This window comes from Streptomyces antarcticus, assembly GCF_026627255.1.
In the GTDB taxonomy this organism is placed as follows: Bacteria; Actinomycetota; Actinomycetes; order Streptomycetales; family Streptomycetaceae; genus Streptomyces; species Streptomyces antarcticus.
The window spans coordinates 129,972-155,057 of sequence record NZ_JAPNLM010000002.1 but is presented as its reverse complement, the minus strand read 5'-3'; the positions used below and the strand labels follow the sequence as shown (position 1 = coordinate 155,057).

Sequence of the window (25,086 nt, the reverse complement as noted above, 5' to 3'; positions counted from 1 at the left end):
TTCGGTGCGATGAGCGGGACATGGCACGATGCAGTCCATGTCCACCGCACCGAACGGTCTTTCTCCGTACCCGATCGTGCAGGCTCCCATGGCGGGCGGCGCCTCGTGTCCCCCGCTCGCCGCAGCCGTGTGCGAGGCGGGCGGACTGGGCTTCCTGGCCGGCGGGTACAAGACCGCCGACGGCATGTACCAGGAGATCAAGCAGGTGCGCGCCCTCACCCGGCGCCCGTTCGGCGTCAACCTCTTCCTGCCGCAGACCGGCTACGTGGACCCGGCCGCCGTCGAGGCGTACCGCGGCCAGCTGGCCGGCGAGGCCAACTGGTACGGGATCTCCCTCGCCGCCGAGGACATCATGGGCACCTCCGACGACGGCTACGACGCCAAGCTCGCCATCCTCCTGGAGGACCCCGTCCCCGTCGTCTCCTTCACCTTCGGCCGGCCCTCCGGCGCGGCGCTCACCGCGCTGCGCAAGGCCGGTACGTACACCGTCGTCACGGTGACCTCGGTCGAGGAGGCCCGCGACGCGCAGGAGGTGGGCGCCGACGCGGTCTGCGTCCAGGGCGTGGAGGCCGGCGGCCACCAGGGCACCCACCGCGACGACCCGCAGGCCGACGGCACCGCGGCCGTCGGACTGCTGGCGCTGGTGGCGCAGGTACGGGAATCCGTGGCCCTCCCGATCATCGCGTCGGGCGGGCTGATGCGGGGCTCGCAGGTCGCGGCGCTGCTCGCGGCGGGCGCCGAGGCGGCCCAGCTCGGGACGGCCTTCCTCGCCTGCCCCGAGTCGGGGGCGCACCCGCTGCACAAGAAGGCGCTGACGGACCCGCTCTTCGTACGGACCGAACTGACCCGCGCCTTCTCCGGGCGGCCGGCCAGGGGGCTGGTCAACCGCTTCATGCGCGAGCACGGGCCGTACGCCCCGGCCGCGTACCCGCAGGTCCACCACCTGACCTCGGGGCTGCGCAAGGCGGCCGCCGCGGCCGGCGATCCGCAGGGCATGGCCCTGTGGGCCGGCCAGGGGCACCGGCTGGCGCGGGCGCTGCCGGCCGGAGAGCTGGTGGAGGTGCTCGCCGCCGAACTGGCCGAAGCACAGAACACGTTGAAGGCAAGGCAGATGAGGAGCGTGTCATGACGGCCCCGGTGTTCGTGGTCGAAGAGGTCCCCGCGGGGGCGGAGTTCGTCCTGGACGGCCCCGAGGGCCGGCACGCGGTGTCCGTGAAGCGGCTGAACCCGGGCGAGGCGGTGGTCCTCGCGGACGGCCGCGGCCGCTGGGCGCAGGGCGCGGTCAAAGCCGCGGAGGGCAAGGACCGGCTCGTCGTGGCGGTCTCCGGGGTCTTCGAGGAACCCGAACCGGCCGTCCGGATCACCGTGGTCCAGGCGCTGCCCAAGGGCGACCGGGGCGAGCTGGCCGTCGAGACCATGACCGAGACCGGCGTCGACGCGATCGTGCCGTGGCAGGCCTCGCGCTGCATCACCCAGTGGCGCGGCGACCGCGGCGCCAAGTCCCTGGCCAAGTGGCGGGCCACGGCACGTGAGGCGGGCAAGCAGTCCCGCCGGGTCCGCTTCCCGGAGGTGGCCGAGGTCCTGTCCACCAAGCAGGTCGCCACGCTGCTGGCCGGCGCCGACCTGGCGATGGTCCTCCACGAGGACCGCGACACCCCCTCGCAGGCCTTGGCCTCGGCGGCCCTGCCCGCGGCTGGCTCCGTCGTCCTGGTGGTCGGCCCGGAGGGCGGGGTCTCCCCGGACGAGCTCGCGGCGTTCGCGGCCGTCGGGGCCCACCCGTACCGGCTGGGCCGCTCGGTCCTGCGCACCTCCACGGCGGGCACCGCCGCGACGGCGGTGCTGCTGGCGCGGACGGGGCGCTGGTCCTGAACGGGCCGGTGGCGCCGGGGCGCCGGCACTGAAACGGCCGGTGAAGCCGGGGCGCCGGTCCTGAAAGGGCGCCCGGCGTGACCGGGGCCGGGCTGGATACGATGCCCGGACCGATCACCGTCACGGAAGGCGTACCAATGGCCGGGGAACCGCAGGCCGACTGCCTGTTCTGCAAGATCGCCACGGGGGACATCCCGGCGACCGTCGTCCGGGAGACCGAAACGACCATCGCCTTCCGGGACGTCAGCCCGAAGGCGCCCACGCACGTACTCGTCATCCCCAAGGCCCACTACCCGGACGCCGCATCGCTCGCCGCCGCCGAGCCGGGCATCGCCGCCGACGTGCTGCGCGAGGCCGGGCAGGTGGCGGCGGACGAGAAAGTCGACGGACAGGGCTACCGGATCGTCTTCAACACCGGCGCCGGCGCCGGCCAGACCGTCTTCCACGCGCACGCGCACGTCCTCGGCGGGCGCGGCCTCGAGTGGCCCCCCGGATAGACCGTGTCCGTACGAGAGTTCGTGGTGCTGGGCACCGCCAGCCAGGTGCCCACCCGCCACCGCAACCACAACGGGTACCTGCTGCGCTGGGACGGCGAGGGCATCCTCTTCGACCCGGGCGAGGGCACCCAGCGCCAGATGCTCCGCGCCGGGGTCGCCGCGCACGACATAAACCGGATCTGCGTCACGCACTTCCACGGCGACCACAGCCTGGGGCTGGCCGGGGTGATCCAGCGCATCAACCTGGACCGGGTCCCGCACCCGGTCACCGCGCACTACCCGGCCTCGGGACAGAAGTTCTTCGACCGGCTGCGGTACGCGACGGCCTACCGGGAGACGGTGGAGCTGCGCGAGGAGCCGGTGGCGCGGGACGGGGTCCTGGCGCGGGAGGCCTCGTACACGCTGGAGGCGCGGCTGCTCTCGCACCCGGTGGAGTCCTTCGGGTACCGGCTGACCGAGCCGGACGGGCGCCGCATGGTGCCGGAGCTGCTCGCGCGGCACGGCGTCAAGGGACCGGACGTGGGCCGGCTCCAGCGGGACGGGCGCCTCGGCGAGGTCACCCTGGACGACGTCAGCGAAGCCAGGCCCGGGCAGCGGTTCGCCTTCGTCATGGACACCAGGCTGTGCGACGGGGTGGCGGAGCTCGCCGACGGCTGCGACATGCTGGTGATCGAGTCGACCTTCCTCGACGAGGACGTCCGGCTGGCGGTCGACCACGGCCACCTCACCGCGGGCCAGGCGGCCGGTGTGGCGCGTGAGGCGGGCGTACGGCACCTGGTGCTGACGCACTTCTCGCAGCGCTACCCGGACCCCTCGGAGTTCGAACGGCAGGCCCGTGCCGCGGGGTTCGAGGGGGAGCTGACGGTGGCGGCGGACCTGATCCGCGTACCGGTCCCCAGGCGGGCGTCCTAGCCCTGGCGAAGCGTCGCGCTCCACGCCGCCCCGGCCCGCCCCTGCCCCGGGAGCCGTCCTGGACGCGCGCGCCGTCGCGGGGGCGGGGGCGGCGGGGGGCCGGCGCGCGCAGCAGTACGCGGCGGGGGAGCCGGCGCAGCGGGATCTCCGCGACCTCCAGCTCCGCGACCTCCAGCTCCGCGGCGCCCACCCGCGGCACCGCGCCCGACGGAGCACCCGCACCGGCCGCCAGGACCGCCGCCGCGGCCCCGCCCCGGCGGCGGACCGAACCGGCGCCCCAGGCGGGCGCCGAGGGCGGAGGCCGCCGTCACCCCGAGCGGGCCCGCGCCCAGCGCCGCGGCGAAGGCCACGCCGAGGGTGACCTCCGACAGCCCGGCCTGCCGGCCACCGCGAGCAGCAGCCCGGTCCGGGCGGCCGGGCGCGGCCCGTGGGCCACGAGGGGCCGGGCGGCGGAAGGGCGCGGAGGCGCGGTGCTGCACGCGTGTTCCAGGAGGTACGCGGGAGGTGCCGCAGAGTGAGCGGGGCCCCTGTCCGTCAAGGGGCTGGAGTTGAGGAGAAGAGCGTTCCTGTGGTGATCTGCGCCACACTGGGTTTTGCTGCCGTCCGGCACGGGCAGGGCTGGCAGCTTTCCACTGCAGGCCCGCACGTAGAAACGACCCTTCCAGAACAACGGGGAGCACACCGTGACCAGTCGGGACAGCTTCGACAGCCTCTCAGCCGCCGTGGATCCGCTCGGTCCGGTGCGCGACCCCGAGGAACCCGGCTGCGACGTCTTCCTGACCGGAACCGTCTTCCTCGACATCATCTTCACCGGCCTCGACTCGGCCCCGGTGCGCGGCACGGAGTCCTGGGCGCGAGGAATGGGCTCCAGCCCCGGCGGCGTCGCCAACATGGCGACCGCGCTCGCCCGGCTCGGCCTGCGCACCTCGCTGGCCGCGGCGTTCGGGGACGACCACTACGGCGAATACTGCTGGGACGCGCTCGAACAGGGCGAGGCCATCGACCTGTCCATGTCCCGGACCGTCCCCGGCTGGCACAGCCCGGTCACGGTCTCGATGGCCTACGAGGGCGAGCGCACGATGGTCTCGCACGGCCACGAGGCCCCGCCGCCGGCCGGCCCCGGCCCCTTCCCGCAGTGCCCGCCGAGGGCCCGCGCGGCCGTGGCCTCGCTGGGACCGGGCCGCGGCGAGGAATGGATCGGCGAGGCCGCGCGGCGCGGCTCGCGGGTCTTCGGGGACGTGGGCTGGGACGAGAGCGGCCGCTGGGACCTGGGGGCACTGGCCGACCTGGAGCACTGCGAGGCCTTTCTGCCGAACGCGGGTGAGGCGATGCGGTACACGCGGACCGAATGCCCGCGGGCGGCGGCCCGGGCGCTGGCCGAGAAGGTGCCGATCGCGGTGGTGACGATGGGCGCGGAGGGCTCGTACGCCGTGGACGGGCGCACCGGGGAGAGCGCCCAGGTCCCGGGGATCGCGGTGGAGGCGCTGGACCCGACGGGGGCGGGGGACGTGTACGTGGCGGGCTTCGTCACCGGGACCCTGGCGGGCTGGCCGCTGGCGGACCGGCTGGCCTTCGCCGGGCTGACGGCGGCGCTGTCGGTCCAGGAGTTCGGCGGCTCCCTGTCGGCCCCCGGCTGGCCGGAGGTCGCCTACTGGTGGCACGCCGCGCCGCACGACCTGCGCGGCCGGTACGCGTTCCTGGACGACCTGATGCCGCCGGGAACGACCCCGGCGGCGCGGCGCCGCGCGGTGCCGACGATCGGCTTCCGGCACTCCGCGTAGGCCGTGTCGCCGAGGTCCCGTCCGGCCGGCGGGGCACGCCCCGGGCCGCCCCGCCGGCCGGTGCTCCCCGCCCCGTAGCGGGGGCCGCGGGGGTGCGCGCGGTTCCGGCGGCCCGGGCGGGCGTAAAACCCCTCGGGGAAGACGCGCCGGAGACGTAGGCTTGGTAGTCCGAGGCCGTCGATCGGCGCGGCCCCCCAGCGGGAGGTATGTGCAGGCCACAGTGCCGGCCCATGACTCAGACACCGACATCCCACACCCCGGCGCCGGGCCAGGCGCGCGCCCACTTCACCGTTCCCGCGACGCACCCGATGGTGACGGTGCTCGGTTCGGGCGACGTCCTGCTGCGCGTGATCGAGAGGGCCTTCCCGAAGGCCGACATCCATGTGCGGGGCAATCAGGTCAGCGCGATCGGTGACGCGGCGGAAGTCGCCCTGATCCAGCGCCTGTTCGACGAGATGATGCTGGTGCTCCGCACCGGGCAGCCGATGACGGAGGACGCAGTGGAACGCTCGATCGGCATGCTCAAGGCGAGCACCAACGGCAAGGGCGGCTCCGAGGAGACGCCCGCCGAGGTCCTCACCCAGAACATCCTCTCCAGCCGCGGCCGCACCATCCGCCCCAAGACCCTCAATCAGAAGCGGTACGTCGACGCGATCGACAAGAACACGATCGTTTTCGGCATCGGCCCCGCCGGTACCGGAAAGACCTACCTCGCGATGGCCAAGGCCGTCCAGGCGCTCCAGTCCAAGCAGGTCAGCCGGATCATCCTGACCCGGCCCGCCGTCGAGGCGGGGGAGCGGCTCGGCTTCCTGCCGGGCACCCTCTTCGACAAGATCGACCCGTACCTGCGCCCGCTCTACGACGCGCTGCACGACATGATCGACCCCGACTCGATCCCGCGCCTGATGGCCGCGGGCACCATCGAGGTGGCGCCGCTGGCGTACATGAGGGGTCGCACTCTGAATGAGGCGTTCGTCGTCCTCGACGAGGCGCAGAACACCACCACCGAGCAGATGAAGATGTTCCTGACCCGCCTCGGCTTCGATTCGAAGATCGTCGTCACCGGTGACGTGACGCAGGTCGACCTCCCCGGCGGGGCCAAGAGCGGGCTGCGGCAGGTGCAGGACATCCTGGAGGGCGTGCCCGACATCCACTTCTCGAGGCTCACCTCCGAGGATGTCGTCCGGCACAAGCTGGTCGGCCGTATCGTCGACGCGTACGAACAGTACGACGAGACCCGGCCGGCCCCGGACGGCCATCAGCGGAAGTAGAACCCAGCGCACCATGTCGATCGACGTCAACAACGAGTCCGGAACCGAGGTCGACGAGCGGGCGATCCTCGACATCGCCCGCTACGCGCTCACCCGGATGCGGATCCACCCGCTCTCCGAGCTCTCCGTCATCGTGATCGACGAAGGGGCGATGGAGCAGCTCCACATCCAGTGGATGGACCTGCCCGGACCCACCGACGTCATGTCCTTCCCGATGGACGAGCTCCGTCCGCCGACGAAGGACGACGAGGAGCCCCCGCAGGGGCTCCTCGGTGACATCGTGCTCTGCCCCGAGGTCGCCAAGAAGCAGGGCGAGGACGCCCCGACGCAGCACTCCATGGACGAGGAGCTCCAGCTCCTGACCGTCCACGGGGTGCTGCACCTGCTCGGGTACGACCACGAGGAGCCGGACGAGAAGGTCGAGATGTTCGGTCTCCAGGCGGCCATCGTCGACGGCTGGCGCGGTGAGCGCGGAATGACCGGTCCGTCCCCGGCCCCGACCGTTTCGTGAACGCCGCCCAGCTCATCACCGGCGCGGTCCTGCTGGTGGTCGTGGCCTGGTTCGCGGCGTGCGCCGAGTCCGGGATCGCCCGGATCTCCAGCTTCCGCGCCGACCAGGCCGTACGCGAGGGCCGGCGCGGCAGCGCGAAGCTCGCCCAGGTCTCCGCCGACCCCACCCGCTACGTCAACGTGGCGCTGCTGGTCCGCGTCACCTGCGAGATGGCGGCGGGCGTGCTCGTCACGTACGTCTGCCTCGACGAGTTCGGGGAGAACTGGACCGCGCTGCTCGTGGCCATCGCCGTGATGGTGCTGGTCTCGTACGTCGCCGTCGGCGTCTCGCCCCGTACGATCGGCCGCCAGCACCCGCTGAACACCGCGACGGCGGCGGCGTACGTGCTCGTGCCGCTCGCGCGGATCATGGGTCCGATCCCGCAGCTGCTGATCCTCATCGGCAACGCGCTCACGCCCGGGAAGGGCTTCCGCAAGGGGCCGTTCGCCTCCGAGGCCGAGCTGCGGGCGATGGTGGACCTGGCGGAGAAGGAATCGCTGATCGAGGACGACGAGCGCCGGATGGTGCACCAGGTCTTCGAGCTCGGCGACACCCTGGTGCGCGAGGTGATGGTGCCGCGGACCGACCTGATCTGCATCGAGCGGTACAAGACGATCCGTCAGGCGACCACGCTGGCGCTGCGGTCGGGCTTCTCGCGCATACCGGTCACCGGGGAGAACGAGGACGACATCGTCGGGATCGTGTACCTGAAGGACCTCGTCCGCAAGACGCACGTCAGCCGGGAAGCGGAGTCCGACCTCGTGTCGACGGTGATGCGGCCCGCCCTCTTCGTGCCCGACACCAAGAACGCGGGCGACCTGCTCCGCGAGATGCAGTCGGTGCGAAATCACGTGGCCGTCGTCATCGACGAGTACGGCGGCACCGCCGGCATCGTCACCATCGAGGACATCCTCGAGGAGATCGTCGGCGAGATCACCGACGAGTACGACCGCGAGATCCCGCCGGTCGAGGACCTGGGCGAGGACAGCTACCGGGTCACGGCGCGCCTGGACATCACCGACCTCGGTGAGCTGTTCAAGGTCGAGGCCTTCGACGACGAGGACGTGGAGACGGTCGGCGGGCTGCTCGCCAAGGCGCTCGGCCGGGTGCCGATCGCGGGCGCCTCGGCGCTGGTGGAGCTTCCGGACGGGCGTCCGCTGCGCCTGACGGCCGAGTCCCCGGCCGGCCGCCGGAACAAGATCGTGACGGTGCTGGTCGAACCGGTCGCCCCGGCGGCGGCCGAGGGCGAGGAGGGCGAATGACCCCGGAACGGCTGCGCGCCCTGTGCCTCGGTTTCAACGCGGCGGTGGAGGAGTTCCCCTTCACCCCGGAGACCTCGGTGTTCAAGGTGCTGGGCAAGGTGTTCGCGCTCTCCGCGCTCGACGGGGAGCCGCTGAAGGTCAACCTCAAGTGCGAGCCCGAGCTGGCGGTGCGGCTGCGCGAGGAGCACGAGGCGATCGTGCCCGGCTATCACATGAACAAGCGGCACTGGAACACCGTGACGGTGGGCGGGCCGGACGGGCTGCCGGACGCGCTGGTGCGGGAGCTGGTCGAGGACTCGTACGACCTCGTGGTGGCGGGCCTGCCGAAGGCGGAGCGGCTGCGGCTCGACCGCCCCTGATCCGGTCGCGGGGCGGGGCGGCGCGGCGGGTCCGCGGCGCGGCCCCGCCCGGGCGCTCCGTCCGGGAGCTCCCTATGCTTCCGCCCATGACCGACAGCACCGGGATCGACCCCGAGGACAGCAAGATCATCACGCTGGCGCGCAGCGCCCGGGCCCGCAACGGCGTGCCCGAGGGGGCGGCGGTGCGCGACGAGACGGGCCGCACGTACGTCGCCGGGACGGTGGAGCTGGACTCCCTGAAGCTCAGCGCCCTGCAGACGGCCGTCGCGATGGCCGTGGCCAGCGGGGCGCAGTCCCTGGAGGCCGCCGCCGTGGTCAGCGCGGCCGACGCCCCCGCCGAGGCCGACCGCGCGGCCGTCCGCGACCTGGGCGGGCCGGACACCCCGGTCCTCCTGGCGGCCCCGGACGGCACCCTGAAGTCCACCACCCCGGCCGGCTGACACCCGTACGCCCCCCGCCGGCCGGCCCGGACCTGGGTCAGGCCGGGGCGGGCAGCGGCGGCTCGGGCCGCGCGGGGGACCGGCGGATGACCATCGCCATCAGCGCGGCCATCGCGCACAGCGCTCCCGAGGCGTACCAGACGACGTCGTACGAGCCGAAGGCGTCCCGCGCCAGGCCGCCCAGGAAGGCCACCACGGCCGCCCCCACCTGGTGCGAGGCCAGCACCCAGCCGAAGACGATCGCGCTGTCGTCGCCGTAGTGCTCCCGGCACAGCGCGATGGTCGGCGGGACGGTCGCGACCCAGTCCAGGCCGTAGAACACGATGAAGAAGATCAGCGGGGGCTGGACCGACGGGGCCAGCAGCATCGGCAGGAACAGCAGCGACACCCCGCGCAGGGCGTAGTAGACGGCCAGCAGCCGCCGGGCCTCGAAGCGGTCGGTGAACCAGCCCGAGGCGATCGTGCCGACGACGTCGAACACGCCGATCACCGCAAGCAGCCCCGCCGCGGCCGTCACCGGCATGCCGTGGTCGTGCGCGGCCGGTACGAAGTGGGTCCGCACCAGGCCGTTCGTCGAGGCCCCGCAGATGGCGAAGGTGCCGGCCAGCAGCCAGAAGGGGCCCGTGCGCGCGGCCTTGAACAGCACCGTCACGGCCCGGCGCGCGGCCCCCGGGACGGGGGCGGGCTTGGCGGTGTACGCGCCCCCGTACGGGGCGAGGCCCACGTCCGCCGGATGGTCGCGCAGCAGAAGCCATACGAACGGGACGACGGCCGTGGCTGCCAGCGAGACGGTCACCGCCGCCGGGCGCCAGCCGTGGTGCTCCACCAGCCAGGCCAGCAGTGGCAGGAAGATCAGCTGGCCGGAGGCGCCGGCCGCGGTCAGGACGCCGGTGACGAGCCCGCGCCGGGCCGTGAACCAGCGGTTCGTCACCGTCGCGGCGAAGGCCAGAGCCATCGAGCCGCTGCCCAGCCCCACCAGGACGCCCCAGAACAGCACCAGCTGCCAGGACGCGGTCATCCACACGGTGGCGAGCGAGCCGCCGGATATGACGAGCAGGGCCACCGCCACGACCCGGCGGATGCCGAAGCGGTCCATCAGCGCGGCGGCGAAGGGCGCGGTGAGTCCGTACAGGGCGAGGTTCACCGAGACGGCGAAGGCGATGGTGCCGCGGGACCAGTCGAACTCGGTGTGCAGCGGCTCGATGAGCAGTCCGGGCAGGGAGGCGAACCCGGCGGCCCCGATGATCGTCACGAAGGCGACGGCCGCGACGAACCACGCGCGGTGGATCCGTCCGGCCGGGCGCGGGGCGGGCGGGGTGGCCGTGGAGGCGGGGGCTGTCTGTGTCACGGGGCCAGCATCCGGCCCACGGGGATGCGGACGACAGTGGCCTGACTGTCATGCTTCGCTACGATCGGGCCATGCCAGCCATGGAGCCGAAGGTGAAGCCGCAGTCCTCCTCGCTGCCGCTGCCGCTGCCGCTGCCGCTGTCGTTGCCGAAGTCGCCGCAGCCGTCGGGCCGGCCGGGGCCGGAGCGGCCGGAGGCGCGGTGCGTCGCGGCGCACCGGGTCGTCGTGCTCGCCCTCGCCGGACTGCTGCCCTTCGAACTCGGCATCCCGCACCGGATCTTCGGGCGCGCGAAGGACCCCGCCGGGCGGCCGCTCTACGAGATCCTCACTTGCGGGCTGGCCCCGGGGCCGGTGCGCACCGACGCCGACTTCGCCGTCCACGTCGAGCACGGTCCCGAACTGCTGGCCACGGCCGACACGGTGGTGGTGCCCGCCTCGTACGAGCTGGGGCCGGTCTACGACCACGGCCGGCTGAGCCCGGAGCTCGCCGCCGCCCTCGCGCACATCCGCCCGGGCACCCGGCTCGTCTCCATCTGCACCGGGGGGTACGTGCTGGCCGCCGCGGGGTACCTCGACGGCCGCCCGGCCACCACCCACTGGGCCTCCGCCGAGCACTTCCAGCGGCTCTTCCCGGCCGTACGGGTGGACCCCGGGGTGCTCTACACCGACGACGGGGACGTGCTGACCTCGGCCGGGGTCGCCGCCGGGATCGACCTGTGCGTGCACATCGTGCGCCGCGACCACGGGGCGGCCGTCGCGAACGAGGTGGCGCGGCGGACCGTCGTACCGCCCCACCGGGAGGGCGGCCAGGCCCAGTTCATCGAGCGCCCGGTGCCCGAGCCGCAGCTCGCGAGCACCACCGCGGCGCGCGCGTGGGTGCTGGACCGGCTGCACGAGCCGCTGCGCCTGACCGACCTGGCCCGGCAGGAGGCCATGTCGGTACGGACCTTCACGCGCCGCTTCCGGGAGGAGTCCGGGATCAGCCCCGGGCAGTGGATCACCGGGCAGCGGGTGGAGCGGGCCCGGCGGCTGCTGGAGCGGACGGACCTGCCGGTGGAACAGGTGGCGCGGGAGACGGGCTTCGGGACGGCCCAGTCGCTGCGCAAGCACGTGCAGGCGGCGCTGGGGGTGAGCCCGACGGCGTACCGGCGCACGTTCCGCGAAGGCGGCACGGGCAGCGGGGGCGGCACGGGCGCCGGGGGGAACGCGGACGCCGGTGGCGCGGGCGCGGGCGCGAGCGAGGGCGCGGGCAAGGTCGAGGCCGAGCCCGTGGCCGTGGCCGTGGTGCGGGCATCCTGACATCTCCTGATGGGCCATCAGTTGATGCCGGGTCCGCGCATTGACTTCTTCCGCCGCCCGCTCGTGAATGGCCCCCTGTCGGCGGGACGGAACCCAGGGGGCGGGCAGTGCTAGCAGGGGCGCGGAACCGGAGATGGTCGGCGGCCGTCGGCATGGCCGTGCTCGCGGCGGCGACCGGGGGAGCGCTGGGCCCGCCCGCCGCCGCCGAGGGGGAGCCCCCCGCGGGCCGGGTGCCGGGCCAGGTTGACTTCCCGACCCAGTGCGCGGCGCCGCAGGAGGCCGGACTCCCGCCCGCCGAAGGCCACACCACCGCCCGGATCACCGTCGACGACCCGGCGCCGCGGGTCGGAGACACCGTCACCGTGACCTACCAGGTGACCCGGACCCCCGCCGCGAACCCGGTGGGCGCCGGACTCCCCGCCGACGTGGTGACCCCGACCGGGCGGATCCTGCTGGCCGGCGCGCAGAGCGGGGAGGTCACCGTCGTGGGGGCCGAGCGCAACGACCCCGTCGGGGCGGGCGAGCCGCTCCCGCCCGTCGCCATGACCGGCACCTTCACGGTCACCGCCCGGGGCGAGATCACTCTCGCCCCGGGCGGCTACACCCTGCACACGAGCCACCTCATGGACCTCGACACCGTGTGCACGGCCGCCGGGACCCCCGTCTCCGCGCGCCTCACCTCGACCGCGCTGCCCACGGCCAACCTGCGCAGCGTCTTCCTCGCCGCCGCCCACGGGAGACCGGGCGCCGTCGTCGAGGTCACCGCCGCCGGCTTCCCGCCGGGCACGTCCGTGACGGTGGCCGGCCGCGCGGGAGCCGCCGAGACCGCCGACCGGGTCACCTCCACCGCCGACGAACGGGGCGTGGTCCTGGCCCGGCTGCCCGTCACCGACCGGGCCACCACCGGCGTCGTCGCGTACGAGGGTCCGGCCTGGTCGGCGGGGCTCGGGTCGGGTCCGGCCGCGTACGCCGTCATCGACGCGGCCCCGCCGCCCCCGGGGACCCGTAAGGTCACGGCCACCGTCGAGCCGGGGGTGCTCGGCATGACCCAGGCCGGCGAGGACATCGTCCTGGGCCCGGTGCCGTACGGCGACGGCGGCGCCGCCCCCGGCCGAATCGGCACGGTCACCGTCAAGGACGCCCGCGGCGGCCCGGCCGGCTGGTCCCTGACCGGCAAGGTCACCGACTTCACCGGCCTGGGCGGTGTCCGCATCCCGGGCGCCTCCCTCTCCTGGACCCCGTCCTGCACCGCCGCGGCCGGCAGCCCCAGCCCCTGTACGCCGGGCAGCGCGGGCCCCGTCGGCCCCGACGGGGCGGTCCTCGCCTCGACCCCCGACGCGGCCGCGGTGGGCGGCGACTTCACGGTCGATGCCGCCGTCACCCTCCAGGTGCCCCCGTACACCCCGCCGGGCGCGTACACGGCGGTCCTGACCCTCACCCTGTCGTGAATCTTGTCGCGAACCCTGTCGTGACCGCCCGGCCGTCACCCCCGCCGCCTCCTTCGCGGCCGGTGCGCCCGCGGGGCGGTCCCGCCGTGCGGGCGCTGCTGCTCGGCGTCCTCGCCCTGGCCGCCGTCCTGCTGGGGGCTCCCGGGACGGCCGCGGCCGCCGACAACGGGCAGTGGTCCGTGCTCCCCGCCGCCACCACCGTCGGCCAGCGCCCGTACTTCTACCTCGCCGCCGCACCCGGCGGCGCCGCCGCGGACTCCGTCACCATCGCCAACCGCACCGACCGCCCCCGCACCTTCCGCCTCTACGCCGCCGACGCCTACAACACCGCCCGCGACGGCGGCTTCGCCCTGCGAGGCCCCGACGAACCGCGCCGGGCCACCGCCGCCTGGGCCAGGCTCGGCCGGGAGCGGGTCACCGTGCCCGCCCGCGGGGCCGTGAGCGTCGGCTTCACCGTGACCGTCCCGGACCGGGCCGAACCGGGGGACCACCCCGGCGCCATCGTGGCCCTGGAGGAACGGCCCGACACCGTCACCGACCGGGGGATCGGCGTCCGGCAGGCCGTCGCCGCGCGGCTCTACCTGAGGGTGACCGGCCCGACCGCCCCCGCCCTCGCCGTCCGGGGAGTCGCCGTCAGCCGCCGGGGCTCCGGCGCGGAGGTCGCGTACACGCTCCGCAACACCGGCAACGTCACGCTGCGCCCGAACGCCACCCTCACCGCCACCGGCGTGCTCGGCCGCACCCTCCTCGCGCGCGGGCACACCGGGGTGCCGGCCGAGCTGCTGCCGGGTCAGGAAGTCCGGCTCCGCGCCCCCTGGGCGGACCCGCCCGGTGCGGAATGGGCCGAGGTGACCGTACGGGCCGCGGCCGACGGAACCACAGCTCAGGGCCGTGCCGACCACGCCGCGCACCCCCTCCTGGCCCCCCTCCTCGCGGGCGGGAGCGGCCTCGTGGCCGTGGCCTGGTCGGCGCTGGGAGCCGCATCGGGGAGAATGGCCCGTATGAGCGATCGTTCCCCCGAGTCCACCAGCCCGCACCGTGCGGGCTTCGCCTGCTTCGTCGGCCGCCCCAACGCGGGCAAGTCGACCCTCACCAACGCACTCGTGGGCACCAAGGTCGCGATCACCTCCAACCGGCCGCAGACCACCCGCCACACCGTCCGCGGGATCGTGCACCGCCCCGACGCGCAGCTCATCCTCGTCGACACCCCGGGGCTGCACAAGCCGCGCACCCTGCTCGGCGAGCGCCTCAACGACGTCGTTCGCGCCACCTGGTCCGAGGTCGACGTCATCGGCTTCTGCGTGCCCGCCGACCAGAAGCTCGGCCCCGGCGACAAGTTCATCGCGAAGGAGCTCGCGGGGATCAAGAAGACCCCCAAGATCGCCATCGTGACCAAGACCGACCTGGTCGAGTCCAAGCAGCTCGCCGAGCAGCTCCTCGCCATCCACCAGCTCGGCGCCGAGCTCGGTTTCGAGTGGGCCGAGATCGTGCCCGTCTCGGCGGTCGGCGACACCCAGGTCCAGCTGCTGGCCGACCTGATCGCACCGTTGCTGCCCGTGAGCCCGCCGCTGTACCCGGAGGGCGACCTCACCGACGAGCCCGAGATGGTGATGGTGGCCGAGCTGATCCGCGAGGCCGCTCTGGAGGGCGTGCGCGACGAGCTCCCGCACTCCATCGCCGTGGTCGTCGAGGAGATGATCCCGCGCGAGAACCGCCCCGCCGACCGGCCGCTGCTCGACATCCACGCGAACGTCTACATCGAGCGGCCGAGCCAGAAGGGCATCATCATCGGCCCGAAGGGCGCCCGGCTGAAGGAGGTCGGGATGAAGTCGCGCAAGCACATCGAGGCGCTGCTCGGGACCCCCGTCTTCCTCGACCTCCACGTGAAGGTCGCCAAGGACTGGCAGCGCGACCCCAAGCAGCTCCGCAAGCTCGGTTTCTGACCGGCCTGCCGGAATCTGACGGAATCTGCCGGTACCGGCCGGGGTCGTGCGCGAGCACGGCCCCGGAACCGGCCCGTTCAGCCTCGCCCCGGCGTCCCAGCCAGGCCCTGCCTCGCCCCGGTGTCCCAGCTGTATGGCCCCGCCTCAGCGCAGCCGGCGGACCTTGACCGCGTTGTCCGTGCGCGTGCCGGGCGTGCCGTCGGGCTGTGCCTGGATCCGCTCGTGCTCCTCGGCCACCAGCACCTCCCAGTCGCCCTCGGGCAGCTCCAGCTGCTCCACGACCTCGCCGGGCGTCGGGAAGTGCACCTCCGGGTGCGGGTTCTCCTGCCAGGACGCCCAGCCGCCGTGGCCGACGATCAGCAGGGTCCCGCCGGGGGCCACCGCGGCGGCCGCGGTCCGCAGGATCCGCTCGCGCGGGAACTCCCCGTACGTGTGCAGGAAGCACGCCGACACCAGGTCGAATTCCCCGGCCGGGAACGACTCGGCCAGGTCGTGCCGCCGCCACTCCACGAGGTCGCCGACCCCCGCCTCGGCGGCGTGTCCGGCCGCGCGCTCCAGCGCCACGCCGGAGATGTCCGTACCGGTGACCCGCCAGCCGCGCCGGGCCAGCCAGATGGCGTCGCCGCCCTCGCCGCAGCCGAGGTCCAGGGCCCGGCCGGGGGGAAGCTGTGAAGTCTCCCGGACCAGGGCGGCGTTGGCGTCGCCGCTCCAGATCCGGTCGCTCTTGCCGTAGCGGCCGTCCCAGTACCGCTCCCCGCCCTCGGCGACCTGCTCGTGCTGCTCGTGCTGTACGTGTTCGGCGTGCGCGTGCGGCTGCGGCTGCTGGTGCTGGTGCTGTGCGGACACGGGATCACTCCTCGACCGGTGGCTGTGCGGACACCGCCGATGCTCCTCCCGGCCCGCCCGGACGGGCAAACCCCGTTGCCGTTCCGGCAAACTATCCGTCCTGGGGCTCCGCGATCAGCGCCGTCGCCACCCGGCGGAAGCCGATGCGGCCGTAGAGCCGGGCCACGTCCTCGTCGCCCGCCGAGAGGAAGACCGTACGGACCCCCCGCTCGCGGGCCGTCGCGACGAGCGCCGCGGTGACCCCGAGGGCCAGGCCCTGCCGGCGGGCCGACGGCAGCGTGCCCACGGCGACGACCTCGGCCACGTCGCCCACCGGGTTGTACAGGCCGGAGCACAGGACCACGCCGTCCCGGACGGCCGCCGCCATCACCGTACGGCCCGACACGATCTTGTCCGCGACGCGCTCCCGGCCGGCCTCCGCCGCCGGATCGGCCAGCGCCGCGGCCAGCTCGGCGGGACCGGCCGCGCCCACCGCCGTGCCCGGCGCCGCGAAGGCCAGGGCCGGGACGGCCACCGCCGCCGCCAGCAGCGGGTCGTCCGCGCCGAGCAGCCGTACCTCCGGGTGCGCGGGCGCCCGTACCGCGGCCGGGTCCAGCACCATCAGCGGGTGCGCGTGGACGTGCAGCCCCGCCTCCTCCACCGCCGCGCGCAGCGAGGGGGTGGTCTCGGCCACCCACTCGAAGGCCTCGGGGACCCCCAGCTCGCGCTGCCGCGCCACGACCCGCCGTACGTCGTCGGCGGTCGCGTCGGGGCCGCCGGGTGCGGGCCGCGCGTAGTACGGCCAGCCCGCGCCCTCCTGCACGAAGAGGGTCAGCGGTCCGAAGTCCTCGGCCCGGGCCCCGCCTTCGCGGGGCACCGTGTCGTAGTACCGCTCCAGCTCGGACAGTGTCGTCCTGTCGGTCACTCGCTCGCTCATCGGGTCATCCAAGCAAAGCGGCCGGGCTCAGGCACCTTCTTTCAGGACGCGCGAGACCAGCGCCCGCTGCGCGTCCGAGAGGTGAGGGTCGCGGAACGACACCGTCCGCCCGTCCACGGTGACCGTGTACGAGAACCCGTCCCGGACGCCGCCCGCCGGGTCCGCCGGATCGCAGGGCGGGCCGGGCCGCAGCGCCCGCAGGGCCAGGGCCCGCCACTCGTCCTCGTCCGGCCGTCCGGAGGTGTCCACCTCGCCCCGCCGCTCGATGCCCGCGAAGCCGCCCGTCCGCACCACTGAGATCCGCATGTCCCCCCTCCTACCCCAGCCCGACCGCGGACCACGCCTTCTGGAGCGCCTGGTGCTCCGCGCCGCCCTCCCCGTACCGGGCCACGGCGGCCGCGGCCGTCACCCGGGCGAAGTCCCGGAAGTCGGCGTCCGTGGCGAGCTCCCCGCCGGTCAGGGCGTCGTACCAGATCTGCCCGGCCCGCTCCCAGGCCTTGCCGCCCAGCTCGCTCGCCACGATGTAGAAGGCGTGGTTCGGGATGCCGGAGTTGATGTGCACCCCGCCGTTGTCGCGGACGGTGTCGACGTAGTCGTCCATCGTGGCCGGCTGCGGGTCCTTGCCGAGCTCGTCGTCCTCGTACGCCGTCCCGGGCGCCTTCATCGACCGCAGGGCCTGGCCGCGGTCGACGGCGGGCCCCAGCAGCCCGGCGCCGATCAGCCAGTCCGCGCGGTCGGCCGTCTGATCGAGCGCGTACTGCTTGATGAGGGAGCCGAAGACGTCCGACACGGATTCGTTGAGGGCGCCCGACTGGCCGTGGTACTCCAGGTTGGCCGTGTACTGGGTGACCCCGTGCGCGAGCTCGTGGCCGATGACGTCCACCGACACGGTGAAGTCGAGGAAGAGCTCGCCGTCGCCGTCGCCGAAGACCATCTGCCGGCCGTCCCAGAAGGCGTTGTTGTAGTCCTCGCCGTAGTGGACGGTCGCGTCGAGCGGGAGCCCGGCACCGTCGATCGAGCGGCGCCCGAAGGCGGTCAGGAACAGCTCGTACGTCGCACCCAGCCCGGCGTACGCGCGATTGACGGTGACGTCCCCGCTGACGGGCCCGCCCTCCTCGCGGACCTTCCGCCCGGGCAGCCGGGTGCGGTGCTGGGCGTCGTACACGGTCCGTTCGGGCCGGTCGGGGGCGGGCGCGGCCGGGGCGGGGGCCGCGAGGCCCCGGACGGTGGTGACCCGCCGGCGGGTGCGCAGGAGGGAGTCGCGTTCGAGGGTGGCCTGCGCGAGATCGGCGAACCGGGGGTTGCGGGACCGGGCGATGCGGTCGAGCAGGTGCGGCGGCACGACCGTGCAGAAGACGGGGTGGCGGTGGGTGGGAGAGGCGTCCATGCTCGGCAATGTGGCAGTGGGTCACCTTTATGTCACTACCTGCAACCATGATTCATTCGCACGTCTGAACGCGGGTGCTCCGGATTGACGGACCCCACTGACTTGCACCGCACCTTAAGCGGCGTAGCTCACATTTGGTATAAATCGGACTGGGGGGTCTTGCATACTGAAACAGGACCCCCGCGTACCGCGCGGCTCGGCTAGGCTCGGCCCATCATGCGTTTCGGGCTGCTTCTCCTTAGCTGCCGCGGCGAGGGTCTGTAGTCGTAGGCCGGCCCCCTCCCCGCGGAGTTTGGTGTCGCGGTTTTGCGACCGCCCGTCGGCCGTCCCAGCGAACTACACGCGGACACGCGAGGAGCCCAACGCCATGAGCCAGCAGTCTTTTGTCGGTCGCCCCACGCCCATCACGAACGCGACCCACGCCCAGCGGCCCTCCGGGATGCCGATCCACAAGTACGGCTTCTACGAGCAGGTCGAGATCCCGGACCGCACCTGGCCGAACGCCCGGGTGACCCGGGCTCCCCGCTGGCTGTCGACCGACCTGCGCGACGGCAACCAGTCGCTGATCGATCCGATGACCCCCGCCCGCAAGCGCGAGATGTTCGACCTGCTGGTGCGCATGGGCTACAAGGAGATCGAGGTCGGCTTCCCCTCCTCCGGCGAGACGGACTTCGCCTTCGTGCGCTCCATCATCGAAGAGGGCGCGATCCCGGAGGACGTCACCATCTCCGTACTGACCCAGGCCCGCGAGGACCTGATCGAGCGGACCGTGGAGTCCCTGGTCGGCGCCCACCGCGCCACCGTGCACCTGTACAACGCGACCGCCCCGACCTTCCGCCGGGTCGTCTTCCGTGGCTCCAAGGAGCAGATCAAGCAGATCGCTGTCGACGGCACCCGCCTGGTGATGGAGTACGCCGAGAAGCTGCTGGGCCCGGAGACGACCTTCGGCTACCAGTACAGCCCGGAGATCTTCACCGACACCGAGCTGGACTTCGCCCTGGAGGTCTGCGAGGCCGTCTGCGACGTCTGGCAGCCGGGCGAGGGCCGCGAGATCATCCTGAACCTGCCCGCCACCGTCGAGCGCTCCACGCCGTCCACGCACGCCGACCGCTTCGAGTGGATGGCCCGCAACCTGACCCGCCGCGAGCACATCTGCATCTCCGTGCACCCGCACAACGACCGCGGCACCGCCGTCGCCGCCGCCGAGCTCGCGCTGATGGCCGGCGCCGACCGCATCGAGGGCTGCCTGTTCGGGCAGGGCGAGCGCACCGGCAACGTCGACCTGATCACCCTGGGCATGAACCTGTTCTCCCAGGGCATCGACCCGCAGATCGACTTCTCGCAGATCGACGAGATCCGCCGCACGAGCGAGTACTGCAACCAGATGGAGGTCCACCCGCGCCACCCCTACGCGGGCGACCTGGTCTACACCGCCTTCTCCGGCTCCCACCAGGACGCCATCAAGAAGGGCTTCGACGCGAGGGAGGCCGACGCGGCCGCCGCGGGCAAGACCGTGGACGACATCGAGTGGGCGGTCCCGTACCTGCCCATCGACCCGAAGGACGTCGGCCGCTCCTACGAGGCCGTCATCCGCGTCAACTCGCAGTCCGGCAAGGGCGGCATCGCCTACGTCCTGAAGAACGACCACAAGCTGGACCTGCCGCGCCGCATGCAGATCGAGTTCTCCCGGATCATCCAGGCCAAGACCGACTCCGAGGGCGGCGAGGTCACGCCGAAGGCGATCTGGTCCGTCTTCCAGGACGAGTACCTGCCCAACCCCGAGAATCCGTGGGGGCGCGTCCAGCTGCGTTCCGGCCAGACCACCACCGACAAGGACGGCACGGACACGCTGACCGTCGAGGCGGTCGTGGACGGCGTCGACACCGTGCTGGACGGCACCGGCAACGGACCGATCTCGGCCTTCTTCGACGCGCTGGCCGGCATCGGCATCGACGCCCGCCTGCTGGACTACACCGAGCACACCATGAGCGAGGGCGCCTCCGCCGTGGCCGCCTCGTACATCGAGTGCGCGATCGACGGCCGCGTCCTGTGGGGCATCGGCATCGACGCCAACACCACCCGCGCCTCCCTGAAGGCGGTCATCTCCGCCGTCAACCGCGCGGGCCGCTGACACTCCCGCGACACGACCCCGCCGCCTCCCTCCGGGGGAGGGGCGGGGTTTCCGCCTTTCCAGGGGCCGGAGCGGCCGGGATACGGGGGCGTGCGCGGGGGCGCAGACCGGCCAAGTCCCCGTCCCGCGCCATGTTGTCTTGTCACACGACTGACGCATCCTCACCGATGTGGCTAGCATCACGCCCACCGGCGATGTTGCCGGAAGGTTACGGAGGTGCGACGTGCTGCCAGTTCGGGGTGGGGACGGCCGGAAGCTGAGGGTCTGGGGCACCCGTACCACCTGGAGCACCGTGGGTGACGGGGAGTTCTTCTGCCCCGCCTGCGGTGGGGACCGCAATTACCGCAGGCGAACCGGGCGCCGCCGCTTCGCCGTCCTCGGCGTGCCGCTGCTGCCCCGCGGTCTCGCCGGGCCCGTCGTCGAGTGCCACGCCTGCCGCGAGCGCTTCGACACCGACGTGCTCGACCACCTGACCACCACCCGCTTCACGGCCCTGCTGCGCGACGCGGTGCACACCGTGGCGCTGGCCGTGCTGGCCGCGGGCGGGACGGCCTCCCGCAGCACGCTGGAGGCCGCCGTGTGCGCCGTACGGGCCGCGGGGTTCCAGGACTGCGGGGAGGAGCAGCTGGAGTCCCTCGTGGACGCGCTGTGCAGCGACGAGGGCCGGCTCGGCCTGTACGACGTGCCCGAGTGCTGCGGGGCCGCGCTGTCGATAGAGCTCCACGAGGCCCTGGAACCGCTGGCCCCGCACCTCGCCGCCCCGGGCCGCGAATCGATCCTGCTGCAGGGCGCGCGGATCGCGCTCGCGGACGGCCCGTACATCCCGGCCGAGCGCGAGGTGCTCGCCACGGTGGGCGCGGCGCTGCGGATCGACGCGGACGAGGTGGCCCGGCTGCTGTCGGCGGTACGCGCGCCCTGACGCCCCGCGCCGGGGATGCCCGGCGGCGGGGTCCGGCGGCGGGGTCTGAGGGCGGGGTCTGAGGGCGGGTCCCCGGCTGGGTCCGGGGCGGCCGCTCCGGCTTGATCTTTTCGGTTCCGGTCGCTCTCCGGGCCCCCAAATCGGTTCGGAACGGCCTCTTCCGACGTAACGATCCGGCCTCGCGGGGGCTGAACCGGCCCGGCCCGCTGTCCGTACGCCCCGTGGAGGAGATCACTCCGGGCTCGGCGGCGGTGCCGCCGGGATCCCGGTGTCGCGCCGCGGGTTTGCTGTGCGGAACGCGGTGGACGCGCGTAGCGGCATGGTGTGGCGCAGGTCACTTCACAGTCGCGCAGCCGGGCCGACTGTCGCCCGGGTGCGCGCCCTTACTCCTGTGCCCCGGTGCTTGGCCATGGGGGGAACCTATGAATCGGATGCCCTGGAGAGTCAACAGTTTGTAGAAGTTGACGATATGTGTGAGGACCCCCACAGGCGTTCAATTCCGGTCACACGACGAGACGCCGCCGGTAACACCGCGGGGCTTCGATGCACGTGAACTCACTGACAACCCTGACGGATCAACGGGTTAGCGACCCACTCCGGCCAGGGATCACCAGATCTCCTCTCACTTACCTCACCTCTTGAAGGGCAAGGCAGAGATGGCACGTGTCGCCGCCCGGCTTTCCGCCAACGGACAGCAGAGCACGCACCCGGTCGACGAGGTGCTCCCCCTCCCCAAGCTCGCGCTGTACGGCTTCCAGCACGTACTCGCGTTCTACGCCGGCGCGGTGATCGTCCCGATCATCGTCGGCAACGCGCTGAAGCTGAGCCCCGAGCAGCTCGTCTACCTGATCAACGCGGACCTGTTCACCTGCGGCATCGCCTCGATCATCCAGGCCTGGGGCATAGGCCGGGTCGGTGCGCGGCTGCCCCTGATCCAGGGCGTCACCTTCACCGCCGTCTCCCCGATGATCGCCATCGGCCTCGGTGCGGGAGGCGGTACCGCCGCGCTGCTGGTCATCTACGGCGCGGTCATCACCGCCGGCATCGCGACCTTCGCCTTCGCCTGGCTGCCCGCCAAGGCGTTCCGTTCGGTCATGCGGCTCTTCCCGCCGGTCGTCACCGGCACGGTGATCACCGTACTGGGCATCGTCCTGATCCCGGTGGGCCTCAACGACGCGGCGGGCGGCGTCGGCAGCCCCGACTTCGGCAACCCGAAGCACTTCGCCTACGCGGGCGGCACGATGCTCTTCATCCTCGTCCTGATGAAGATCGGCAAGCCGTTCCTCTCCAGCATCTCCATCCTCCTCGGCCTGGTCGGCGGCACCGCGGTCGCGTTCCTCCTCGGGGACGCGAAGTTCGGCGCCGTCGGCGACTCCGGCTGGATCGGCGTCACGACCCCCTTCCACTTCGGCGTCCCGAAGTTCGAGTGGTTCCCGATCGTGCTGATGCTCATCGTCATGCTGATCACCATGGTCGAGACGACCGGTGACACGTACGCCGTCGGCGAGATCGTCGAGAAGGACATCGACAGCGAGACCGTGGCCCGCGCCCTGCGCGCCGACGGCGCCGCGACCGCGCTCGGCGGCGTCCTCAACTCCTTCCCGTACGTGGCCTTCGCCGAGAACGTCGGCCTGGTGCGGATGACGAAGGTCAAGAGCCGGTTCGTGGTCGTCGCCGCCGGTGTCTTCATGATCATCCTGGGGCTGCTCCCCAAGGCCGCCGCGATCGTCGCCGCCGTGCCCCACGGGGTCCTCGGCGGAGCCGCGACCGTCATGTTCGGCATGGTCGCCCTGGCCGGCATCCAGACCCTGGGCAAGGTGGACCTCAAGGAGGAGAAGAACGCGCTGATCGTCGGCGTCTCCCTCGCCTTCGCCCTGCTCCCCGCGACCGTCCCGGTGTTCTTCACCCAGCACATGGACGCGGACCTGTCCTCGCTGCTCAACAGCGGCGTCACCCTCGGAGCTACCGCCGCCATCGTCCTCAACCTGATCTTCAACGGTCCGGCCAAGGGCGACGCGCAGTCCGTCCCCCGGGTAGAGCTGCCCGCCCAGGCGGCGGCCCCGGCGGGGGACGGCCCGGCGGACGACGCTGCCGCAACGGCGGACGACGGTGCCGGGAAGGCCGCCGCCGCGACCGAGAAGGCGGACGGCAGGGTCGCCACACCGGGGGACGCGGCAACCCCCGCCACCTGATCCCTCCCAAGGGGTATCCGCCCCCCGCCCGGACTCCGGTCCGCGGCGGGGGCCGGCGCCGTCCGGCCCCGTCCGTGCGCGCGTTCCCGTACGGGTGGACCGCAGGGGACAATGGGCGCATGAGTCTGTTCCGCGACGACGGCATCGTGCTGCGCACCCAGAAGCTGGGCGAGGCGGACCGCATCATCACGCTGCTCACCCGGGGCCACGGCCGGGTGCGGGCCGTCGCCCGCGGAGTCCGGCGTACGAAGTCCAAGTTCGGGTCCCGGCTGGAACCTTTCTCCCACGCCGACGTGCAGTTCTTCGCCCGCGGCGGCGAACTGATCGGCCGCAGCCTGCCGCTCTGTACCCAGACCGAGATCATCGCCCCGTACGGCAACGGCATCGTCACCGACTACGCCCGCTACACCGCCGGCACCGCCATGCTGGAGACCGCCGAGCGGTTCACGGAGAACGAGGGCGAGCCCTCCGTACAGCAGTACCTGCTCCTCGTCGGAGCCCTGCGCACCCTCTCCCGCGGCGAACACGAGCCGCACCTCATCCTCGACGCCTTCCTGCTGCGCTCCCTCGCCGTCAACGGCTACGCGCCCAGCTTCGAGGACTGCGCCAAGTGCGGCATCCACGGCCCCAACCGGCACTTCTCCGTCGCCGCGGGCGGGGTGATATGCGGGGACTGCCGCGTGCCCGGCAGCGTCGTACCCTCTTCGGAGGCCATCGCCCTGCTCAGCGCGCTGCTGACGGGCGACTGGAGCCATGCCGACGCGTGCGAGCCGCGTCACGTGCGGGAGGGCAGCGGGCTGGTCTCCGCCTATTTGCACTGGCATCTGGAGCGCGGGCTACGCTCCCTTCGATACGTCGAGAAATAGGAGCTGGGCACATGGCACGACGCGGGATTCTGGGACGCTCTCGCCGCGAGTACAAGGTTCCCGAGCCGCACCCGTCCGGTGCGCGTCCGCCGAAGATCCCCGGCGAGCTGGTCCCGAACCACGTCGCGGTCGTCATGGACGGCAACGGCCGCTGGGCCAAGGAGCGCGGTCTGCCGCGCACCGAGGGGCACAAGGTCGGCGAGGGCGTCGTGCTCGACGTGCTCAAGGGCTGCCTGGAGATGGGCGTCAAGAACCTCTCCCTGTACGCCTTCTCGACGGAGAACTGGAAGCGCTCGCCCGACGAGGTCCGCTTCCTGATGAACTTCAACCGCGACGTCATCCGCCGCCGCCGCGACGAGATGAACGAGCTGGGCATCCGGATCCGCTGGGTCGGCCGCATGCCGAAGATGTGGAAGTCGGTCGTCCAGGAGCTCCAGGTCGCCCAGGAGCAGACCGTCGACAACGACGCGATGACCCTGTACTTCTGCGTCAACTACGGCGGCCGCGCGGAGATCGCGGACGCGGCGCAGGCGATCGCCCGCGACGTGGCGGCGGGACGGCTCGACCCGTCGAAGGTGAACGAGAAGACCTTCGCGAAGTACATGTACTACCCGGACATGCCGGATGTGGACCTGTTCCTGCGGCCGAGCGGCGAGCAGCGCACCTCCAACTACCTGCTCTGGCAGAGCGCGTACGCCGAGATGGTCTTCCAGGACGTGCTGTGGCCCGACTTCGACCGCCGCAACCTCTGGGCGGCGTGCCTGGAGTACGCCCAGCGCGACCGCCGCTTCGGCGGCGCGCTCCCGAACCAGGCGGAGGGCTCCGCGGGCTGAAGCGCCCGCTGGGCCGTC

At 73.0% G+C, this 25,086-nt stretch carries 23 protein-coding genes; 18 read left to right on the top strand and 5 right to left on the bottom strand.

Annotated elements, in window-relative coordinates:
- Window positions 1–37 precede the first annotated feature (37 nt).
- The 10 genes from OTB16_RS04500 to OTB16_RS04455 all read left to right on the top strand — a co-directional run bounded on the left by OTB16_RS04500 (window position 38) and on the right by OTB16_RS04455 (window position 8,941).
- The gene (locus OTB16_RS04500) at window positions 38–1,129 is read left to right on the top strand and encodes a nitronate monooxygenase (protein ID WP_267718541.1); all 1,092 of its coding nucleotides are present in this window, start codon (window positions 38–40) and stop codon (window positions 1,127–1,129) included.
- Window positions 1,126–1,869, top strand: a complete 744-nt coding sequence (locus tag OTB16_RS04495) for a 16S rRNA (uracil(1498)-N(3))-methyltransferase (RefSeq protein ID WP_267718540.1) — start codon at window positions 1,126–1,128, stop codon at window positions 1,867–1,869. The genes OTB16_RS04500 and OTB16_RS04495 overlap by 4 nt, the downstream gene beginning before the upstream one ends.
- Window positions 1,870–2,006: 137 nt before the next feature.
- Entirely contained in the window at window positions 2,007–2,366 is a 360-nt protein-coding gene (locus OTB16_RS04490; RefSeq protein WP_267718539.1) for a histidine triad nucleotide-binding protein, read from the top strand.
- Between the two features lie 3 nt (window positions 2,367–2,369).
- Complete coding sequence (locus tag OTB16_RS04485; RefSeq protein ID WP_267718538.1) at window positions 2,370–3,278, top strand: ribonuclease Z; 909 nt, start codon at window positions 2,370–2,372, stop codon at window positions 3,276–3,278.
- A gap of 683 nt (window positions 3,279–3,961) precedes the next feature.
- Complete coding sequence (locus tag OTB16_RS04480) at window positions 3,962–5,059, top strand: carbohydrate kinase family protein (protein WP_267718537.1); 1,098 nt, start codon at window positions 3,962–3,964, stop codon at window positions 5,057–5,059.
- 230 nt (window positions 5,060–5,289) lie between these two features.
- Window positions 5,290–6,330 (top strand): PhoH family protein, encoded by a 1,041-nt coding sequence (locus OTB16_RS04475; RefSeq protein ID WP_267718536.1) that lies wholly within the window; start codon window positions 5,290–5,292, stop codon window positions 6,328–6,330.
- Window positions 6,331–6,343: 13 nt separating this feature from the next.
- Window positions 6,344–6,841, top strand: a complete 498-nt coding sequence (gene ybeY, locus OTB16_RS04470) for an rRNA maturation RNase YbeY (RefSeq protein ID WP_267718535.1) — start codon at window positions 6,344–6,346, stop codon at window positions 6,839–6,841.
- The gene (locus OTB16_RS04465; RefSeq protein WP_267718534.1) at window positions 6,838–8,142 is read left to right on the top strand and encodes a hemolysin family protein; all 1,305 of its coding nucleotides are present in this window, start codon (window positions 6,838–6,840) and stop codon (window positions 8,140–8,142) included. Before ybeY ends, OTB16_RS04465 begins: the two co-directional genes overlap by 4 nt.
- A complete protein-coding gene (locus OTB16_RS04460; RefSeq protein WP_267718533.1) occupies window positions 8,139–8,501 on the top strand; it encodes an MmcQ/YjbR family DNA-binding protein in 363 nt (120 codons plus the stop codon). The genes OTB16_RS04465 and OTB16_RS04460 overlap by 4 nt, the downstream gene beginning before the upstream one ends.
- An 86-nt stretch (window positions 8,502–8,587) precedes the next feature.
- Entirely contained in the window at window positions 8,588–8,941 is a 354-nt protein-coding gene (locus OTB16_RS04455; protein ID WP_267718532.1) for a cytidine deaminase, read from the top strand.
- Between the two features lie 37 nt (window positions 8,942–8,978).
- Here OTB16_RS04455 and OTB16_RS04450 read toward each other — a convergent pair whose 3' ends face one another.
- A complete protein-coding gene (locus OTB16_RS04450; RefSeq protein WP_267718531.1) occupies window positions 8,979–10,289 on the bottom strand; it encodes an MFS transporter in 1,311 nt (436 codons plus the stop codon).
- Window positions 10,290–10,360: 71 nt separating this feature from the next.
- On the opposite strand from OTB16_RS04450, the gene OTB16_RS04445 reads away from it, so the two are divergent.
- The 3 genes from OTB16_RS04445 to era all read left to right on the top strand — a co-directional run bounded on the left by OTB16_RS04445 (window position 10,361) and on the right by era (window position 14,978).
- The gene (locus tag OTB16_RS04445) at window positions 10,361–11,587 is read left to right on the top strand and encodes a GlxA family transcriptional regulator (RefSeq protein ID WP_267718530.1); all 1,227 of its coding nucleotides are present in this window, start codon (window positions 10,361–10,363) and stop codon (window positions 11,585–11,587) included.
- 152 nt (window positions 11,588–11,739) lie between these two features.
- Entirely contained in the window at window positions 11,740–13,035 is a 1,296-nt protein-coding gene (locus tag OTB16_RS04440) for a beta-xylosidase (RefSeq protein ID WP_267718529.1), read from the top strand.
- A 992-nt stretch (window positions 13,036–14,027) separates the two neighbouring features.
- Window positions 14,028–14,978, top strand: coding sequence for a GTPase Era (era, locus tag OTB16_RS04435; RefSeq protein ID WP_267718795.1), 951 nt, complete (start codon window positions 14,028–14,030; stop codon window positions 14,976–14,978).
- Window positions 14,979–15,122: 144 nt separating this feature from the next.
- On the opposite strand, the gene OTB16_RS04430 is transcribed toward era, so the two are convergent.
- The 4 genes from OTB16_RS04430 to OTB16_RS04415 all read right to left on the bottom strand — a co-directional run bounded on the left by OTB16_RS04430 (window position 15,123) and on the right by OTB16_RS04415 (window position 18,127).
- Window positions 15,123–15,824, bottom strand: a complete 702-nt coding sequence (locus OTB16_RS04430; RefSeq protein ID WP_267718528.1) for an SAM-dependent methyltransferase — start codon at window positions 15,822–15,824, stop codon at window positions 15,123–15,125.
- 91 nt (window positions 15,825–15,915) lie between these two features.
- Entirely contained in the window at window positions 15,916–16,740 is an 825-nt protein-coding gene (locus tag OTB16_RS04425; RefSeq protein ID WP_267718527.1) for a GNAT family N-acetyltransferase, read from the bottom strand.
- A 27-nt stretch (window positions 16,741–16,767) separates the two neighbouring features.
- Entirely contained in the window at window positions 16,768–17,046 is a 279-nt protein-coding gene (locus OTB16_RS04420) for a protealysin inhibitor emfourin (RefSeq protein WP_267718526.1), read from the bottom strand.
- A 10-nt stretch (window positions 17,047–17,056) separates the two neighbouring features.
- Window positions 17,057–18,127: a M4 family metallopeptidase gene (locus OTB16_RS04415; RefSeq protein ID WP_267718525.1), complete on the bottom strand. Its 1,071-nt coding sequence runs from the start codon at window positions 18,125–18,127 to the stop codon at window positions 17,057–17,059.
- 367 nt (window positions 18,128–18,494) lie between these two features.
- Here OTB16_RS04415 and leuA point away from each other — a divergent pair, with 367 nt between their 5' ends.
- From leuA to OTB16_RS04390, 5 genes are all read left to right on the top strand, one after another.
- Entirely contained in the window at window positions 18,495–20,258 is a 1,764-nt protein-coding gene (gene leuA / locus OTB16_RS04410) for a 2-isopropylmalate synthase (protein WP_267718524.1), read from the top strand.
- A gap of 223 nt (window positions 20,259–20,481) precedes the next feature.
- Window positions 20,482–21,177, top strand: coding sequence for a TerB family tellurite resistance protein (locus tag OTB16_RS04405; RefSeq protein WP_267718523.1), 696 nt, complete (start codon window positions 20,482–20,484; stop codon window positions 21,175–21,177).
- A 656-nt stretch (window positions 21,178–21,833) separates the two neighbouring features.
- Window positions 21,834–23,369, top strand: a complete 1,536-nt coding sequence (locus OTB16_RS04400; RefSeq protein WP_267718522.1) for a nucleobase:cation symporter-2 family protein — start codon at window positions 21,834–21,836, stop codon at window positions 23,367–23,369.
- A gap of 119 nt (window positions 23,370–23,488) precedes the next feature.
- The gene (gene recO, locus OTB16_RS04395) at window positions 23,489–24,235 is read left to right on the top strand and encodes a DNA repair protein RecO (RefSeq protein ID WP_267718521.1); all 747 of its coding nucleotides are present in this window, start codon (window positions 23,489–23,491) and stop codon (window positions 24,233–24,235) included.
- Window positions 24,236–24,246: 11 nt separating this feature from the next.
- Complete coding sequence (locus tag OTB16_RS04390; protein WP_267718520.1) at window positions 24,247–25,068, top strand: isoprenyl transferase; 822 nt, start codon at window positions 24,247–24,249, stop codon at window positions 25,066–25,068.
- Window positions 25,069–25,086: the final 18 nt, after the last annotated feature.

Coding starts and splice junctions, on each gene's coding strand:
- OTB16_RS04500 (WP_267718541.1), top strand. CDS start 38: ATGTCCACCGCACCGAACGGTCTTTCTCCGTACCCGATCGTGCAGGCT.
- OTB16_RS04495 (WP_267718540.1), top strand. CDS start 1,126: ATGACGGCCCCGGTGTTCGTGGTCGAAGAGGTCCCCGCGGGGGCGGAG.
- OTB16_RS04490 (WP_267718539.1), top strand. CDS start 2,007: ATGGCCGGGGAACCGCAGGCCGACTGCCTGTTCTGCAAGATCGCCACG.
- OTB16_RS04475 (WP_267718536.1), top strand. CDS start 5,290: ATGACTCAGACACCGACATCCCACACCCCGGCGCCGGGCCAGGCGCGC.
- ybeY (WP_267718535.1), top strand. CDS start 6,344: ATGTCGATCGACGTCAACAACGAGTCCGGAACCGAGGTCGACGAGCGG.
- OTB16_RS04460 (WP_267718533.1), top strand. CDS start 8,139: ATGACCCCGGAACGGCTGCGCGCCCTGTGCCTCGGTTTCAACGCGGCG.
- OTB16_RS04455 (WP_267718532.1), top strand. CDS start 8,588: ATGACCGACAGCACCGGGATCGACCCCGAGGACAGCAAGATCATCACG.
- OTB16_RS04445 (WP_267718530.1), top strand. CDS start 10,361: ATGCCAGCCATGGAGCCGAAGGTGAAGCCGCAGTCCTCCTCGCTGCCG.
- OTB16_RS04440 (WP_267718529.1), top strand. CDS start 11,740: ATGGCCGTGCTCGCGGCGGCGACCGGGGGAGCGCTGGGCCCGCCCGCC.
- era (WP_267718795.1), top strand. CDS start 14,028: ATGGCCCGTATGAGCGATCGTTCCCCCGAGTCCACCAGCCCGCACCGT.
- OTB16_RS04425 (WP_267718527.1), bottom strand. CDS start 16,740: ATGAGCGAGCGAGTGACCGACAGGACGACACTGTCCGAGCTGGAGCGG.
- OTB16_RS04420 (WP_267718526.1), bottom strand. CDS start 17,046: ATGCGGATCTCAGTGGTGCGGACGGGCGGCTTCGCGGGCATCGAGCGG.
- OTB16_RS04415 (WP_267718525.1), bottom strand. CDS start 18,127: ATGGACGCCTCTCCCACCCACCGCCACCCCGTCTTCTGCACGGTCGTG.
- leuA (WP_267718524.1), top strand. CDS start 18,495: ATGAGCCAGCAGTCTTTTGTCGGTCGCCCCACGCCCATCACGAACGCG.
- OTB16_RS04400 (WP_267718522.1), top strand. CDS start 21,834: ATGGCACGTGTCGCCGCCCGGCTTTCCGCCAACGGACAGCAGAGCACG.
- recO (WP_267718521.1), top strand. CDS start 23,489: ATGAGTCTGTTCCGCGACGACGGCATCGTGCTGCGCACCCAGAAGCTG.
- OTB16_RS04390 (WP_267718520.1), top strand. CDS start 24,247: ATGGCACGACGCGGGATTCTGGGACGCTCTCGCCGCGAGTACAAGGTT.